This is a genomic window from Micromonospora sp. NPDC048842 (genome assembly GCF_040649935.1).
In the GTDB taxonomy this organism is placed as follows: domain Bacteria; phylum Actinomycetota; class Actinomycetes; order Mycobacteriales; family Micromonosporaceae; genus Micromonospora; species Micromonospora hortensis.
Genome location: NZ_JBEZGK010000025.1, coordinates 51,360 through 65,193, shown reverse-complemented (window position 1 = coordinate 65,193; position 13,834 = coordinate 51,360). Strand labels below are relative to the sequence as shown.

At 70.8% G+C, this 13,834-nt stretch carries 12 protein-coding genes; 5 read left to right on the top strand and 7 right to left on the bottom strand.

The features are described from left to right. Nucleotides 1–15 precede the first annotated feature (15 nt). Genes AB0C19_RS27335 through AB0C19_RS27320 form a run of 4 tightly spaced genes read right to left on the bottom strand, consistent with a single transcriptional unit; the run spans nt 16 to nt 3,451 of the window. Nucleotides 16–726 (bottom strand): ABC transporter permease subunit, encoded by a 711-nt coding sequence (locus AB0C19_RS27335; RefSeq protein ID WP_357189885.1) that lies wholly within the window; start codon nt 724–726, stop codon nt 16–18. Nucleotide 727: 1 nt separating this feature from the next. Continuing rightward, complete coding sequence (locus tag AB0C19_RS27330; RefSeq protein ID WP_091406310.1) at nt 728–1,639, bottom strand: ABC transporter ATP-binding protein; 912 nt, start codon at nt 1,637–1,639, stop codon at nt 728–730. Beyond that, the gene (locus AB0C19_RS27325; protein WP_357189882.1) at nt 1,639–2,544 is read right to left on the bottom strand and encodes an ABC transporter permease; all 906 of its coding nucleotides are present in this window, start codon (nt 2,542–2,544) and stop codon (nt 1,639–1,641) included. The genes AB0C19_RS27330 and AB0C19_RS27325 overlap by 1 nt, the downstream gene beginning before the upstream one ends. Then, a complete protein-coding gene (locus tag AB0C19_RS27320; RefSeq protein WP_196919718.1) occupies nt 2,537–3,451 on the bottom strand; it encodes an ABC transporter ATP-binding protein in 915 nt (304 codons plus the stop codon). Before AB0C19_RS27320 ends, AB0C19_RS27325 begins: the two co-directional genes overlap by 8 nt. 238 nt (nt 3,452–3,689) lie before the next feature. Between AB0C19_RS27320 and AB0C19_RS27315 the strand changes: the two genes are divergently transcribed. From AB0C19_RS27315 to galT, 4 genes are all read left to right on the top strand, one after another. Then, nucleotides 3,690–5,204, top strand: a complete 1,515-nt coding sequence (locus AB0C19_RS27315) for a glycosyltransferase family 2 protein (RefSeq protein WP_357189880.1) — start codon at nt 3,690–3,692, stop codon at nt 5,202–5,204. Nucleotides 5,205–5,292: 88 nt separating this feature from the next. Next, complete coding sequence (gene cysC, locus AB0C19_RS27310) at nt 5,293–6,822, top strand: adenylyl-sulfate kinase (RefSeq protein WP_357189878.1); 1,530 nt, start codon at nt 5,293–5,295, stop codon at nt 6,820–6,822. Nucleotides 6,823–6,934: 112 nt separating this feature from the next. Then, a complete protein-coding gene (locus tag AB0C19_RS27305; protein WP_357189876.1) occupies nt 6,935–7,759 on the top strand; it encodes a DeoR/GlpR family DNA-binding transcription regulator in 825 nt (274 codons plus the stop codon). Then, nucleotides 7,756–8,832 (top strand): galactose-1-phosphate uridylyltransferase, encoded by a 1,077-nt coding sequence (galT, locus tag AB0C19_RS27300; protein ID WP_357189874.1) that lies wholly within the window; start codon nt 7,756–7,758, stop codon nt 8,830–8,832. Before AB0C19_RS27305 ends, galT begins: the two co-directional genes overlap by 4 nt. 753 nt (nt 8,833–9,585) lie before the next feature. Here the strand turns inward: galT and AB0C19_RS27295 are convergent. After that, a complete protein-coding gene (locus AB0C19_RS27295) occupies nt 9,586–10,803 on the bottom strand; it encodes an NADP-dependent isocitrate dehydrogenase (RefSeq protein WP_124773753.1) in 1,218 nt (405 codons plus the stop codon). A gap of 137 nt (nt 10,804–10,940) precedes the next feature. Between AB0C19_RS27295 and AB0C19_RS27290 the strand changes: the two genes are divergently transcribed. Further along, nucleotides 10,941–11,756 (top strand): MBL fold metallo-hydrolase, encoded by an 816-nt coding sequence (locus tag AB0C19_RS27290; RefSeq protein WP_357189872.1) that lies wholly within the window; start codon nt 10,941–10,943, stop codon nt 11,754–11,756. Between the two features lie 126 nt (nt 11,757–11,882). Here AB0C19_RS27290 and AB0C19_RS27285 read toward each other — a convergent pair whose 3' ends face one another. Then, on the bottom strand, nt 11,883–12,833 hold the full coding sequence (locus tag AB0C19_RS27285) for a malate dehydrogenase (protein ID WP_112583765.1): 951 nt from the start codon (nt 12,831–12,833) through the stop codon (nt 11,883–11,885). Between the two features lie 139 nt (nt 12,834–12,972). Then, on the bottom strand, nt 12,973–13,833 hold the full coding sequence (locus AB0C19_RS27280; protein WP_238644677.1) for a bifunctional methylenetetrahydrofolate dehydrogenase/methenyltetrahydrofolate cyclohydrolase: 861 nt from the start codon (nt 13,831–13,833) through the stop codon (nt 12,973–12,975). Nucleotide 13,834: the final 1 nt, after the last annotated feature.

The window sequence follows — 13,834 nt, the reverse complement described above, 5'->3', positions numbered from 1 at the left end:
CGTCCCGCACGGCTGTCAGCTCGTCTCGCCAGCCACGCTGAACGAACGCAGGCGGTCGATGGCGAGCACTGTGAAGCCGACGCTGACCAGCGCGGTCATCACCGACGCCACAGGCACCGACACGCTGGTCTCCAGCAGCCCGGTGGGGGCGATCCGGTCGGCGAGGGCGATCACGTACTGCTGGATGGAGAGCACCTTGGTGCCGCTGACGAAGTTGCCCAACAGCCCCTCCCAGATCAGCACGTAGACCAGCCCGAGCAGCACCGGCCGCCTGGTGACCAGGCTGAGCGCCAGGAACAACGCCGAGTACGCCAGCGCGCCGAGCGCCGCCGCGACCGCCAGCGCCAGTCCGAGGCGTACCGAATCGGCGAGCACGCCCGCGACGTAGAGCGGCACCGCCACCGTGACGGCGGTGACCCCGGAGGCCACCGCGAGCTTCGGCAGCACGATCTGCCAACGCGGCAGCGGCTTGGTCAGGATGTGCACCACTGTGCCGTCGTCGATCTCGGCGCCCAGCACGCCCGTGCCGATGATCAGCGCGACCACCGGCAGCACCACGGCCAGCCCGAGGCCGACAAGCACCGGCGGCCCCCACTGGCCCGGGTCCACCCCCAGCGACCGGCAGAGCACGGCCAGCCCGAGCAGCACCAACGGCAGCGGCAGCAGCAGCAGGAACCGACGCCGGCCGAACAACCCGCGCGCGGTGATCCAGGTAACTGTCGACATGTCAGGCCTCCACCAGGTAGGAGAAGACGCTCTCCAGGGACTCGTCGGACGGCACCAGCTGGCGTACCCGGATGCCCTTGTTCAGCGCGATCCGGGGCAGCGCCCGGGTGAACGCGCCGTAGTCACCGGCCCGCACGGTCAGGCCGGTCGGGTCCAGCTCGACCCCACTCACCGACGCCTCGGCGATGAGCGCGACGGCCAGCGCCCGGTCGTCGGTGGAACGCACCGCGAAGACGTGCGGGCGGTTGGTCATCAACCGGCGGATGGTCCGGAAGTCGCCGGAGGCGGCCAACCGGCCGGCCACCATCACCTGCACCGTCCCGGAGACCTGTTCGACCTCCTCCAGGATGTGCGAGCTGAACAGGATCGTCCGGCCAGCGTCACCCAGGGTGTGCAGCAGCTGCATCATGTGCAGCCGCTGGCGCGGGTCCATGCCGTTGAACGGCTCGTCGAGCAGCAGCACCTGCGGGTCGTGCACCAGCGCGGCGGCCACCCGGGCACGCTGGCGCATGCCCTTGGAGTACGTGCCGATCCGGCGGTCCTGCGCCGACTCCAGCTCCACCAGATCGATCGCCCGCCGGGCCGCGGCCGCCGGATCGGGCAGCCGGTGCAGCTTCGCGCTGGCCAGCACGAACTCGTAGGCGGTGAGGAAACCCTGCACCGCCTCCCGCTCGCTGACCAGCCCCAGCCGCCGGTAGACGTCGGGGTTGCGCCAGGTCGGCTCGTCGTCGAGGGTGACGGTGCCGCGCGACGGGGCGAGGAACCCGGCCATCATGTGCAGCAGCGTGGTCTTGCCGGCGCCGTTCGGGCCGAGCAGCCCGGTCACGCCTGGGCCGAGGGCCATGCTGATGTCGTTGACAGCGACCACGTTGCCGTACCACCGGGACACCCCGGTCAGGCTCAGCGTGCTCATCAGGAGGCGACCTTCCGGTAGCGGGCCAGCAGGAGGGCGGTCGCGCCGGCGACCAGCAGCACCGCGGCCAGGGCGTAGACCGGGCCGAACCCGCCGATCATCATCTCGCCCGGATCGCCCTCGACCAGCAGGTCACCCAGCGACCAGATGCCCACCCCCTGCACAAGAGTGGAGGGTGAGGCGAGCCCGGCCAGCTCGTTGGCGGCGCGCGACGGCAGGATGCTCAGCACGCCCACGATCGGGGTGGTCATCAGGAAGACCGCGACCACGCCGCCGGCGGCGAAGGCGCGCTTACCGGTCATTGACGCGACCAGCAGGCCGATCGAGGCGAAGACCACAGCCCACAGCCCGGCGTAGAGCAGCCCGGGCAGCAGGTCGAGCAGCTCGTTCCACACCCCGCGCATGCCCTGCTTGGTGGTGAACGCGGCACCCAGGAACATCAGTAGCTGCGGCCCGCCGAGCAGCAGCCAGAGCGCGGTGACCAGTGCCAGCAGCTTGGCCAACGCGTAGTCGGTGCGCGGCAGCGGCCGGGAGAAGTACAGCGGCAGCACACCGCTGCGCAGATCCCGGGAGACCAGTTCCGGGGCGACGACCGCGACGAAGAAGATGACCAGCCAGCTCATCGCATCGGCGAACTGGGCGTACGTGGCAACCGGCTCGCCGATCTGGCTGCGTATCGCGGCCAGGGCCACCGCGACCAGGCTGACGATGCCGACCACCAGCCACGGGAAGATCTTGGCCTTGGCGCTGCGCCCGAAACCGAACGCGGTGCGCAGACCGTGCAGGTACAGCGCGCCGAAGACCTGCCGGCGGCCGAGCCTCGGGCCCTCGTAGCGTTGGTAGCCGATGTCGTGGATGACGCCGGTCGGCGTGGGGCGCACGGCGGCGGTGGACGGCTCAGGCATGAGTGAGCTCCCTCGTGGCGAAGAGTTCGGCCACCCGGTGCCGGCGCTGGTCCAGTCGGTGCAGTGGCAGGTCCAGTTCGGCGACCGCACCGAGGATCAGGTCGTAGGTGCCGTCGTCGGCGAGCGGCACGAGGAGCAGTCGCCCGTCCCGGGCGACAGGCAGTTTCAGCTCGGCGAGTCGGGCGGCGAGTTCCTCGGTGCCCTCGCTGACCTCCACGGCGAGCACGTCGGTGGCCGAGGTCATCGCGGAGATGTTGTCGGCGCGCAGCAGTTTGCCGCCGTCGATGGCGATCAGCGTGTCGCAGATCCGCTCCACCTCGCCGAGCAGGTGCGAACAGACCAGCACGGAGATGCCGAACTCGGTGCCGATCCGGTGTACCAGGGCCAGCATGGCGTCGCGGCCGGCCGGGTCCAGGCCGTTTGTTGGTTCGTCCAGCAACAGCAGGTCGGGGTCGTGCACCAGCGCCTGGGCCAGCTTGACGCGCTGCTTCATGCCGGTCGAGTAGCCACCGACCGGGCGATAGCGCTCCTCGTAGAGCCCCACGTGCCGCAGCGCCTCCGAGGCACGCTCGCGGGCCGCGGTGCGGGGAAGGCCGCTCATCCGACCAAGGTGGGTGACCAGTTCGGCGGCGGACAGGTCCGGTGGGAGGCAGTCGTGTTCCGGCATGTAGCCGACGCGGTTGCGGACAGCCGCCGGGTCTGCGGTCGGGTCGATGCCGAGCACCGAGACCTGACCGCTGGTTGGTGCGATCAGGCCGAGCAGAATCTTGATCAACGTGGATTTGCCGGCGCCGTTCGCGCCCACCAGGCCGATGATCCCGGGCTCGACGGCGACGGTGAGGTCGGCCAACGCGGTGACCCGACCTCCGTACGTCTTGGTGAGCGACTGGGTCGCGATCAGTGTCACGGGCCCAGCGTAGGGAGTCGATGCCCAGCAGGGACACCGGCACGCCCCCGGCACTCCCCTGATCCTTCCCCGGCCGGACCCCTAAGGTCCCCGCTGAGGCTCTCGCGACGTTTGCGCCGGTCCCGCGTTCGACCCGACCCCGCCTTGGGAAAGACCCGTCCAAGGTGACACCATTCACCTCCCGTTCACCAGGCATCGACCGGCCCGGTGATCGACCGACGACGCGGGAGGGATCCTGATGGCCGAGGTGGGCGTCCCCAAGGTGAGCGTCGTGGTGCCGGCGTACAACTGCGGCCGGCACATCGAGAAGCTCGCTGCCTCGCTGCTGCGCCAGTCACTGCCCGCCGACGAGTTCGAAGCCATCTTCGTCGACGACGGCTCGACCGACGACACCGCGAAGCGGCTGGACCGGCTGGCCGCCGAGCATCCACACATCAGGGTGCTGCACATCGAGAACTCCGGCTGGCCGTCGCGTCCGCGCAACCTCGGCGTCGACCACGCTCGCGGCGAGTACGTCTTCTTCGCCGACGACGACGACTGGTTCGCCGACGAGGCACTGGAGCGGCTCTACGCCTGCGCGAAGGCGAACGACGCCGACATCGTGGTGGGGAAGATGGCCGGGTACGGACGCCCTGTGCCGCGGGAGCTGTTCCGCAAGAACCGCTTCAACGCCACCCTGGCGAACGCGCCGCTGATCGACAGCCTGACCTGTCACAAGCTGTTCCGGCGCGCGTTCCTCAACGAGCACGGTCTGCGGTTTCCGGAGGGCGGAAAGCGTCGGCTGGAGGACCACGCGATGGTCGCGCGGGCCTACTTCCTGTCCGGACACACCTCGGTGCTGTCCGACTACATCTGCTACCACCACGTCCAGAGGACCGACGCGCGCAACGTCACCGCGGGCCCGCTGGAGCCGTCGAGCTACTACCGGGCCGTGCGGGAGGCGCTGGACATCGTCGACGCGCACACCGAGCCCGGTCCGCTGCGGGACCGGTTGCACCGACGCTGGCTGCGCAACGAGATGCTCAGCCGACTGCGCGGCAAGCGGCTGCTGGAGGCCCCCGAGGCGTGGCTGGAGGAGGTCGCGCTGGAAATCCAGAAGATCATCCAGGACCGCTTCGCCAGTGGCGTCGCCGCCGGATTGCCGCCCCTGCTGCGGGCCGTGGCATACCTGGCGGAGCGGGGCCGCGTCGCGGACCTGCGCAAGCTGGCCCACTGGGAGGCTGGCATCGCCGCGCACGGCACGATCGACGAACTCCAGCACGCGGACCACGCCGTCACGGTGACCCTCGCCGCCGAGCTGCGCTCGGAGAACCAGCCTGTCGGCTTCCGCGCCGACGATGGCCGCGACGTGCTGGTGCTCCCGATGGACGAGATCGCCCCCGAGGTGCTCGACGCCACCGCGCAGGTGCGCAAGGCCCGCCTGGACCTGGTGGCCCGCCACCGGGAGACCGGCGCCGAGATCTTTCTTCCGAACACCTTCCAGACCGAGCGGATCACCGGTACGACCGGAGCGGACACCGTCCACCTGGTGCACCGGGCCACCGCCACGATCGACTTCGCCGCCCTCAATGGCGGCCGGACCAGGGGCAGTTGGCAGCTCAAGGCCCGGATCACCAACGTGGGCTGGACCGAGGACGCACGACTGCCGCTGGTGTTCATCTGCCGGGCCGACGGCTCGCGACCCCGGATCCGCGACGAGCGGAAGGTGTGGAACCGGGTGCGGTCGGCGGTAGGCCGGCGGATCAAGCGCTGATCCGCCGACGGGGGTCTTGGAGTGGCGCCCTCGACCGATGGGCGGTCGGCTGCGAAACTGTGTGCCGGTCAGCGAGTGGGGGGTGTGGATGAGCAACGGCTGGGTGCTGCCCGACGAGGTGCTACGGGACGCACCGGCGTACACGCCACGTCCCGGTGAGCTCGCGGATCTGGAGCTGCTGCTGACCGGCGCGTACGCCCCTCTGACCGGTTTCATGACCCGCGCCGACCTGGTGTCGGTCAGCCGACGCGCCCGGCTGGCCGACGGCACACCGTGGCAGGTCGCTGTCGTCCTCCAGGTGCCGGCCGCCCTGGCGCAGAGCTTCGATCCGCGCGACCCGGCCCGCCGGGCGCTCGTGCTGACCGACGGGGAGGGCGCCCCGGCTGCCGCCCTGGACGTGGCCGACGTCTGGCCGGTCCGCGAGGGCGTGGCGGGAGTGGGCGGCCAGGTTCGGCGGCTGGGCGACGGCGGGCACGGTCCGTTCCAGCGACTGCGGCGTAACCCGGAGGAGGTTCGCGCGCTGCTGCCCCCGGGCCGGGTGCTCGGGGTGATCGCCGATCGGCCGCTGCATCGTCCACAGCTCGCCCAGATCGCCCACGCCGCCCGCACCCTGGCCGCTCATCTGCTCGTGATGATCCCGGTCGGCGAGGGCGGCGCAGACGGGCTCCCGCCGGAGGCGCTGGTCCGTACGATCTTCGCCGCGCGGGACCGGATGCCACCCGCCACCCTGGTCGCGGTGCCGCTGTCACACCGACGCGAGGAGATCAGCGACGCGTTGCTGCGCGCCCGGGTCTCGGCCGCGTACGGGGTCACCCACCTGCTCTCCACCGGGGAGATGCTCTCCGGTGCCGGGCTGCGGGTGCTGGTGCCGCGCGAACTCGCCTACGACAACCGAGACGGGCAGTGGCGTTGGCGGGAGGACATCCCACCGCGCAACCGCCGGCTCGCGCTGACCCAACCGGAGATCGACGACCTGCTCGACCGGGGCTTCCCGCTACCGGAGTGGCACACCCCGCCCGCTGTGGCACGGGAGTTGGCCCGGGCTCGGCCGCCGCGTCGGCAGCGAGGGCTGGTGGTCTTCCTGACCGGCCTCTCCGGCTCCGGCAAGTCGACGATCGCCCGAGGGCTGGCGGACGCGTTGCGGGAGAGTGGCGACCGCACTGTGACCCTGCTCGACGGGGACGTGGTGCGTCGGGAACTCTCCGCCGGGCTGGGCTTCAGCAAGACCGACCGGGATCTCAACGTCCGGCGGATCGGCTGGGTGGCCGCCGAGATCGCCCGGCACCGTGGGGTGGGTATCTGCTGTCCGATCGCTCCGTACGCGGCGGCCCGGGCCACCGCCCGGGAGATGGCTCTCGCCGCCGGGTCGGGTTTCGTGCTGGTGCACGTGGCCACCCCGTTGGAGGTGTGCGAGCGGCGGGACCGCAAGGGCCTGTACGCGCGAGCGCGAGCCGGCCTGCTCACCGGCATGACCGGCATCGACGACCCGTACGAGGAGCCGACCGACGCCGATCTGGTGCTCGACACCACCGACCTGAGCGTGGCGGACGCGGTGCAGGCAGTGCTGCACCATCTGACCGAGACCGGCTGGGTCGAGCTGAAGATCGCCACCGCCTGAGGCGTCGCCGTACCCGTTCCTTCCACAGCTGAGCGGCACGCGCTAGTGTTCATCTTTGTTGGAACACGTTTGACCGCGTGAGGGTACGTGGACGCCCCGGGAGGCACGGCGGATGCTCGCTCAGCAGCGGCAGGCGGCCATCCTGGAGCGGGTCCGCTCGACCGGCGGCGTCCGGGTCAGCGAGTTGGCAGGCGAGTTCGGCGTGTCCGACATGACCATCCGGCGTGACCTCGATGCGCTACACGAGCGCGGCCTGCTGGCCAAGGTGCACGGCGGCGCCACCACGACCGGGCCAAGCTCGACCGACGAGCCGGGCTTCCGCGCCAAGTCGGTCCGCCAACTCCCCGAGAAGGCCGCCATCGCCGACCGCGCGGCCCAGCTGGTCCGGCCGGGAGCAGCTGTCGCGCTCTCCGCCGGCACCACCACCGCCGAGCTGGCCCGCCGGCTGGTTGACGTGCCCGAGCTGACCGTGGTGACAAACTCGCTGCCGGTGGCCGAGATCATGCACGCCGGTGGCCGCCCGGACCAGACGGTGGTGCTCACCGGCGGCGTACGCACGCCGTCGGACGCGCTGGTCGGCCCGCTCGCGGTCGGGGCTGTCCGGTCACTCCACCTGGATCTGCTCTTCCTGGGCGTCCACGGCATCACCGAGCGGGCCGGCTTCACCACCCCGAACCTCATGGAGGCGGAGACCGATCGGGCGCTCGTGGCGGCGGCGGACCAGCTGGTGGTGCTCGCCGACCACACCAAGTGGGGCACTGTCGGCATCTCCTCGATCGTCGGGTTGGCGGCGGCCCACGTACTGGTCAGCGACGACCGGTTGCCTCCACCCGCACGGCGGGTACTCGGCGAACAGGTGGGCGAACTGATCATGGTCAAGGCGACAGGGGCGGGCCGCGTGACGCGCACGCCGACAACTGAGGGGACGGCGCCGTGAAGCGCACCGCGATCGACCTGGCCGACGGCCGGGAGCTGATCTACTTCGACGAGCGCGACGACGCGGTCCGTGACCAGCCGGACCGCCGGGACCTGCCGCCACCTCCCCCCGCGTCGCAGCTGCGCTACGACCCGTTGACCGACGAGTGGGTGGCGGTCGCCGTGCACCGGCAGACCCGCACCTTCCTCCCGCCGGCGAACGAGTGCCCTCTCGATCCGTCGGTCGGCGACCGGCTGACCGAGATCCCCGCACCCGACTACGACGTGGTGGTCTTCGAGAACCGGTTCCCGTCGCTGAGCGGTCGGGTAGCCGAGGAGCCCGGGGAGATCACCCCGTTCACACCGGTCCGACCGGGCCTCGGCCGGTGCGAGGTGGTCTGCTTCACGTCGGATCACAACGCCTCCTTCGCCAGCCTGCCCCCGCGCCGGGTCCGCACCGTGCTGGACGCTCTCGCCGACCGCACCGAGGTGCTCGGCGCGCTGCCCGGCGTCGAGCAGATCTTCTGCTTCGAGAATCGGGGCGTGGAAATCGGTGTCACGCTGCACCATCCGCACGGCCAGATCTACGCGTACCCCTTCGTTACGCCGCGCACCCGCGCGCTGCTGGCCGCGGCGCGGCGGCACGCCGAGCGGACCGGCGGGGGCAACCTGTACGCGGACGTGCTGGCCGCCGAGCGCGCCACCGGTGACCGGGTGGTCACCGAGAACGAACACTGGACGGCGTTCGTCCCGGCGGCTGCCCGCTGGCCGTTCGAGGTGCACGTCGCGCCGCACCGCGTGGTGCCCGACATCCCGGCGCTCAGCGACAGCGAGCGGGACTCCTTCGGGCCGCTCTACCTGGATCTGCTGCGCCGCTTCGACGGCCTGTTCGACATGCCGATGCCGTACATCTCGGCCTGGCACCAGGCTCCCGTGCGGGTCGACCGCGAGCTGGGCCACCTGCACCTACAGCTGTTCAGCATCCGGCGGGCCACTGACAAGCTGAAGTACCTGGCGGGCTCCGAGTCCGGGATGGGCGTCTTCATCAACGACATCGCCCCGGAACGCGCCGCCGACCTGCTGCGTGCCGCCTGAACGCCCCCGGCCGCCAACCTCGTCCCGCTCCGGGCTCCGGGCTCCGGGCTCGCGGGCGTTGGGGCTCGCGGGCGTTCGGGCTCGCGGCCGTTCGGCACGCCCGTGAGCGCGGCCCGACCTCGCACCACATACGGCAGGAAGCGTGATGTCGGTGAGTCATCGTGATGACTCACCGACATCACGCTCTCTGGAGTGCCCGCCGGCCGGCACCGTCGTGCTCTGCCACCAAACCTGGCCTCGGGGAACGGTCTCGGCGGTCGAGGCCAATCCCCGCTCGGCCGCCGCGGGGGACACGGGCCATGGCGGCGTCGCGCACTGCCAAGACGGCATCAGCCCTGCTGTGCGCGTGCCCTGAGCTTGGCGTGGCACGCTCGCGCGTGGCATGAGCGCGGCGCGGCTTGTGCGTGGCATGAGCTTGGCGTGGCACGGCTCGCGCGTGGCACGGCTCGGACGTGGCCAGAGCTTGGCGCGGCCTGAGCTTGGTGGGAAACAGGGCGCGGGGGGCCCGGGACAGGGCCCCCCGCAGGGAAGGGACGGCTGGCTGTGCACGGCACAGCCGGGAAGGCTGGCTGATCGGCGCACGGGTGCCGCGGGTCGACCGTGGTCAACCTTCCTGGACGCGACTGGCATCTCGTCCATCCTGGTCAACGAGGCGCGCCGGCCGCAGTGACGCCGATCGGCGCGGCGGCGCCGGACACGCCGAAGCCCGCCGGCAGGAATGCCGGCGGGCTCCGATGACGCGGTACGCCTGGATCAGGCAGCGATCTTGCGGGCCAGGTTCTCGTCGAGCGCGTTCATGAACTCGTCGGTGGTCAGCCACGGGGCGTCGCGCGAGATGAGCAGCGCGAGGTCCTTGGTCATCTGGCCACCCTCGACGGTGTCGACGATGACCTGCTCCAGGGTGTTGGCGAACTCAGTGACCGCCGGGGTGCCGTCCAGCTTGCCCCGGTGGGCCAGGCCCCGGGTCCAGGCGTAGATCGACGCGATCGGGTTGGTCGAGGTCTTCTCGCCCTTCTGGTACTGCCGGTAGTGCCGGGTGACGGTGCCGTGCGCGGCCTCGGCCTCGACGGTCCGGCCGTCCGGGGAGAGCAGGACGGAGGTCATCAGACCCAGCGAGCCGAAGCCCTGCGCGACGGTGTCGGACTGCACGTCACCGTCGTAGTTCTTGCAGGCCCAGACGTAGCCGCCCTCCCACTTGAGCGCGGCGGCGACCATGTCGTCGATGAGCCGGTGCTCGTAGGTGATGCCGGCAGCGGCGAACTCGGCCTTGAACTCGGTCTCGAACACCTCGGCGAAGATGTCCTTGAACCGGCCGTCGTACGCCTTGAGGATGGTGTTCTTGGTGGACAGGTAGACCGGGTAGTTGCGGTCCAGTCCGTACCGGAACGACGCCCGGGCGAAGTCCCGGATCGACTCGTCGTAGTTGTACATACCCATGGCGATGCCGCCGCCGGGGAAGTTGGCGACCTCCATCTCCATCGGCGCGCCGCCGTCGGCCGGGGTGTAGGTGATGGTCACCGTGCCCGGGCCGGGGACGACGAAGTCGGTGGCCTTGTACTGGTCACCGTGGGCGTGCCGGCCGATGATGATCGGCTTGGTCCAGCCGGGGACCAGCCGCGGCACGTTGGACATGATGATCGGCTCACGGAAGACGACGCCGCCGAGGATGTTGCGGATGGTGCCGTTCGGCGACCGCCACATCTTCTTCAGGCCGAACTCCTCGACCCGGGCCTCGTCCGGGGTGATGGTCGCGCACTTGACGCCGACGCCGTGCTCCTTGATGGCGTTGGCGGCGTCGATCGTGACCTGGTCGTCGGTCTCGTCACGGTGCTGGATCGACAGGTCGTAGTAGTGCAGGTCGACGTCGAGGTAGGGCAGGATCAGCTGCTCCCGGATCTGCTTCCAGATGATCCGGGTCATCTCGTCGCCGTCGAGTTCTACGACCGGGTTGTTTACCTTGATCTTCGCCATCGGCCGGCGCTCCTCTCGGGGGACACGTGCTCAAGCAGTACGAGCGTACTGCAATTGGGCCGGCAGCCCCCAGCCGGCCTCGACCGGCCGGCGGAACCGGGCTGCGCGGAACAGGAATGCCCTGGAATCATCGTCCGATGCCACTGAACCGCACCCTCGGGTCTATCACGGTCACCGCACTCACCGACGGTGAGGGTGCCTTCTTCCAGCCCCGCGCGGAGGCGTTTCCGCAGGCCACAGCGGCGAAGTGGGCGGAGGCCGACAGGCGCGACCCCGGCTCGGTGACCGCCGACGGGCAGTGGTGGCTACCGTTCCGCAGCTTCGCGATACGCGCTGGCGACGGGCCGGTCACGCTGGTCGACGCCGGGATCGGCCCAGCCGACGCACCCGCCGCGAGCTGGGCGCCCGTGCCAGGGCGGATGCCCGCCGAGTTGGCCGCCGCGGGCATCGACCCCGCCGATGTCGACACCGTCGTCCTGACCCACCTGCACAGCGACCACATCGGCTGGGCGGTCACCGGCACCTCGGGGCAGCCGTACTTCCCGAACGCGAACTACCTGGTGCAGCGCGCCGAAATCGACGCGGCGGAGACGCTCAACCCCGGGCTGCCGGCCGGCCTCATCGCGCCCCTGCGCGCCGCCGGCCAGCTCCGGGTGGTCGACGGCGAGAGCACCCTCACCCCAGCGGTACGTCTGCTACCCACCCCGGGCCACACGCCCGGTCACCAGTCGGTGCTCCTGACCTCGGCCGACGAGCGGATGCTGCTCACCGGGGACCTGCTGGCGCACATGGTGCAACTCGTCGACCTCGACCTGGCGTACGCCCACGAGGAAGACCCGGAACAAGCCCGCACCTCCCGGCTGACCGCCCTGCGCACCCACTCCCCCACCGTTTTGGCCACCCCCCACCTCGGCACCCCCTTCGTCCCCCACCCGCACCAACACCCCTGTTGATCATGAAGTTATTGCCTCGACTCGCCGATGAGACTGGCAATAACTTCATGATCAACGCGGGCTTGAGGGCGGGGATGGCGAAGGGCGCGCCGGCGTTGCCGGCGCGCCCTTCGGTGGTACGGGGAACTACATGCTGGAGATGTCGCCCTGCTTGGCGCGGACGGCCTCGGCGGCCTCCAGGAGGCTGGCGCGCTCGTCGGCGTCCAGGTCGGTCTCGACGACCCGCTTGACGCCCTCGGCGCCGATTTCGGCCTCGACACCCAGGTAGACACCGGAGATGCCGTACTCGCCGTCAACCCAGGCGCAGACCGGCATGACCTCGCCGGAGTCCTCCGCGACGGCCTTCGCCATGCGGGCCGCGGCGGCGGACGGGGCGTAGTAGGCCGACCCGGTCTTGAGCAGCGCGACCACCTCGGCGCCACCGTTGCGGGTCTTGACGACCAGCTCCTCGATCTGCTCGGCCGGCATGGCGTCGCGCAGCGGCTTGCCGTTGACGGTGCTCTTCGACGGCACCGGGACCATGGTGTCGCCGTGCGAGCCCAGGGTCAGGGTGCGTACCGAGGCCACCGGCACGTTCAGCGCCTCGGCGACGAAGTTGCTGAACCGGGCGGTGTCGAGCATGCCGGCCTGGCCGAGCACCCGGTTCTTCGGGAACTGGGTGGCGAGCTGGGCCAGCGCGGTCATCTCGTCCAGCGGGTTGGAGACCACGATGACGACGGCGTTCGGGGCGTACTTGGCGACGTTCTCGGCGACCTGGCGGACGATCTTGGCGTTGGTCTCCAGCAGGTCCATCCGGCTCATGCCGGGCTTGCGCGGCAGACCAGCGGTGATCACGACGACGTCGGAGCCCTCGATGCTCTCGTAGCCCTCACCGTTGGGGCCGGTGGTCACGCCGACCACCTTGGTCTCGAAGCCCTCGATGGCCCGGGACTGGTTGAGGTCGAGCGCGAGGCCCGCGGGCTTGCCCTCCACGATGTCGGTGATCACTACGGTGTCGAAGACGTCGTACTCGGCCAGGCGCTGTGCGGTGGTGGAGCCGTAGAAGCCAGCCCCGACGACAGTGACCTTCTTACCCATGGTCGTCCCACTCCCTGATACCAGTCGGTTTTCCGGACCGTATCAGTCATCCTGGCACCGATCAGGCCAGGGGCGGCGGCCATCGCCGGGATGGGGCGAACGTCACCGCCGTCCTGATTCGGCGCCGCCGACGCGCGAGTCAGCCGCGCTCGGCGCGCTCGACGACATTGGTGAGCAGCATGGCCCGGGTCATCGGGCCCACGCCGCCGGGCATGGGGACCAACGCGCCGGCCGTCTCGGCCACCTCCGGGTCCACGTCGCCGGTGTAGCGGCCCTTGCCGTCCGCGCCGATCACGCGGGTGATGCCGACGTCCACCACCACCGCGCCAGGGTTGATCATGTCGGCGGTGAGCAGACCCGGTACGCCGGCCGCGACGATGACGATGTCGGCGGCCCGGGTGTGCGAGGCGAGATCGAGGGTGCCGGTGTGGCAGAGGGTGACAGTGGCGTTCTCGCTGCGCCTGGTGAGCAGCAGGCCGAGCGGTCGGCCAACCGTGTTGCCGCGACCGACCACCGCGACGGTGGCCCCGCGCAGCGCCACGTCGTGCCGGCGGAGCAGCTCGACGATGCCGCGCGGCGTACACGGCAACGGACCGTCGTAGCCGAGCACGAGCCGACCCAGGTTCACCGGGTGCAGGCCGTCGGCGTCCTTGTCCGGGTCGATCAACTCCAGCACCCGCTGGGTGTCGAGGTGAGCCGGCAGCGGCAGTTGAACGATGTAGCCGTGGCACGCCGGGTCGGCGTTCAGCTCGGCCAGGACGTCGTCGACCTGCTGTTGGGTGGCGTCGGCCGGCAGTTCGCGGCGGATCGAGGCGATGCCCACCTCGGCGCAGTCGCGGTGCTTGCCGTTGACGTACGCCTGGCTGCCCGGGTCCGCCCCGACCAGGACCGTGCCGAGCCCGGGGATGATCCCGCGTTCCGCGAGTGCCTTCACCCGGATGCGCAGCTCGTCCTTGATCTCCGCTGCGGTTGCCTTGCCGTCCAGAAGCGTCGCCGTCACG

Excerpts from the sequence above, each read along its gene's own strand:
- AB0C19_RS27335 (WP_357189885.1), bottom strand. The coding sequence starts at position 726 with ATGTCGACAGTTACCTGGATCACCGCGCGCGGGTTGTTCGGCCGGCGT.
- AB0C19_RS27330 (WP_091406310.1), bottom strand. The coding sequence starts at position 1,639 with ATGAGCACGCTGAGCCTGACCGGGGTGTCCCGGTGGTACGGCAACGTG.
- AB0C19_RS27325 (WP_357189882.1), bottom strand. The coding sequence starts at position 2,544 with ATGCCTGAGCCGTCCACCGCCGCCGTGCGCCCCACGCCGACCGGCGTC.
- AB0C19_RS27315 (WP_357189880.1), top strand. The coding sequence starts at position 3,690 with ATGGCCGAGGTGGGCGTCCCCAAGGTGAGCGTCGTGGTGCCGGCGTAC.
- cysC (WP_357189878.1), top strand. The coding sequence starts at position 5,293 with ATGAGCAACGGCTGGGTGCTGCCCGACGAGGTGCTACGGGACGCACCG.
- AB0C19_RS27305 (WP_357189876.1), top strand. The coding sequence starts at position 6,935 with ATGCTCGCTCAGCAGCGGCAGGCGGCCATCCTGGAGCGGGTCCGCTCG.
- AB0C19_RS27295 (WP_124773753.1), bottom strand. The coding sequence starts at position 10,803 with ATGGCGAAGATCAAGGTAAACAACCCGGTCGTAGAACTCGACGGCGAC.
- AB0C19_RS27290 (WP_357189872.1), top strand. The coding sequence starts at position 10,941 with ATGCCACTGAACCGCACCCTCGGGTCTATCACGGTCACCGCACTCACC.
- AB0C19_RS27285 (WP_112583765.1), bottom strand. The coding sequence starts at position 12,833 with ATGGGTAAGAAGGTCACTGTCGTCGGGGCTGGCTTCTACGGCTCCACC.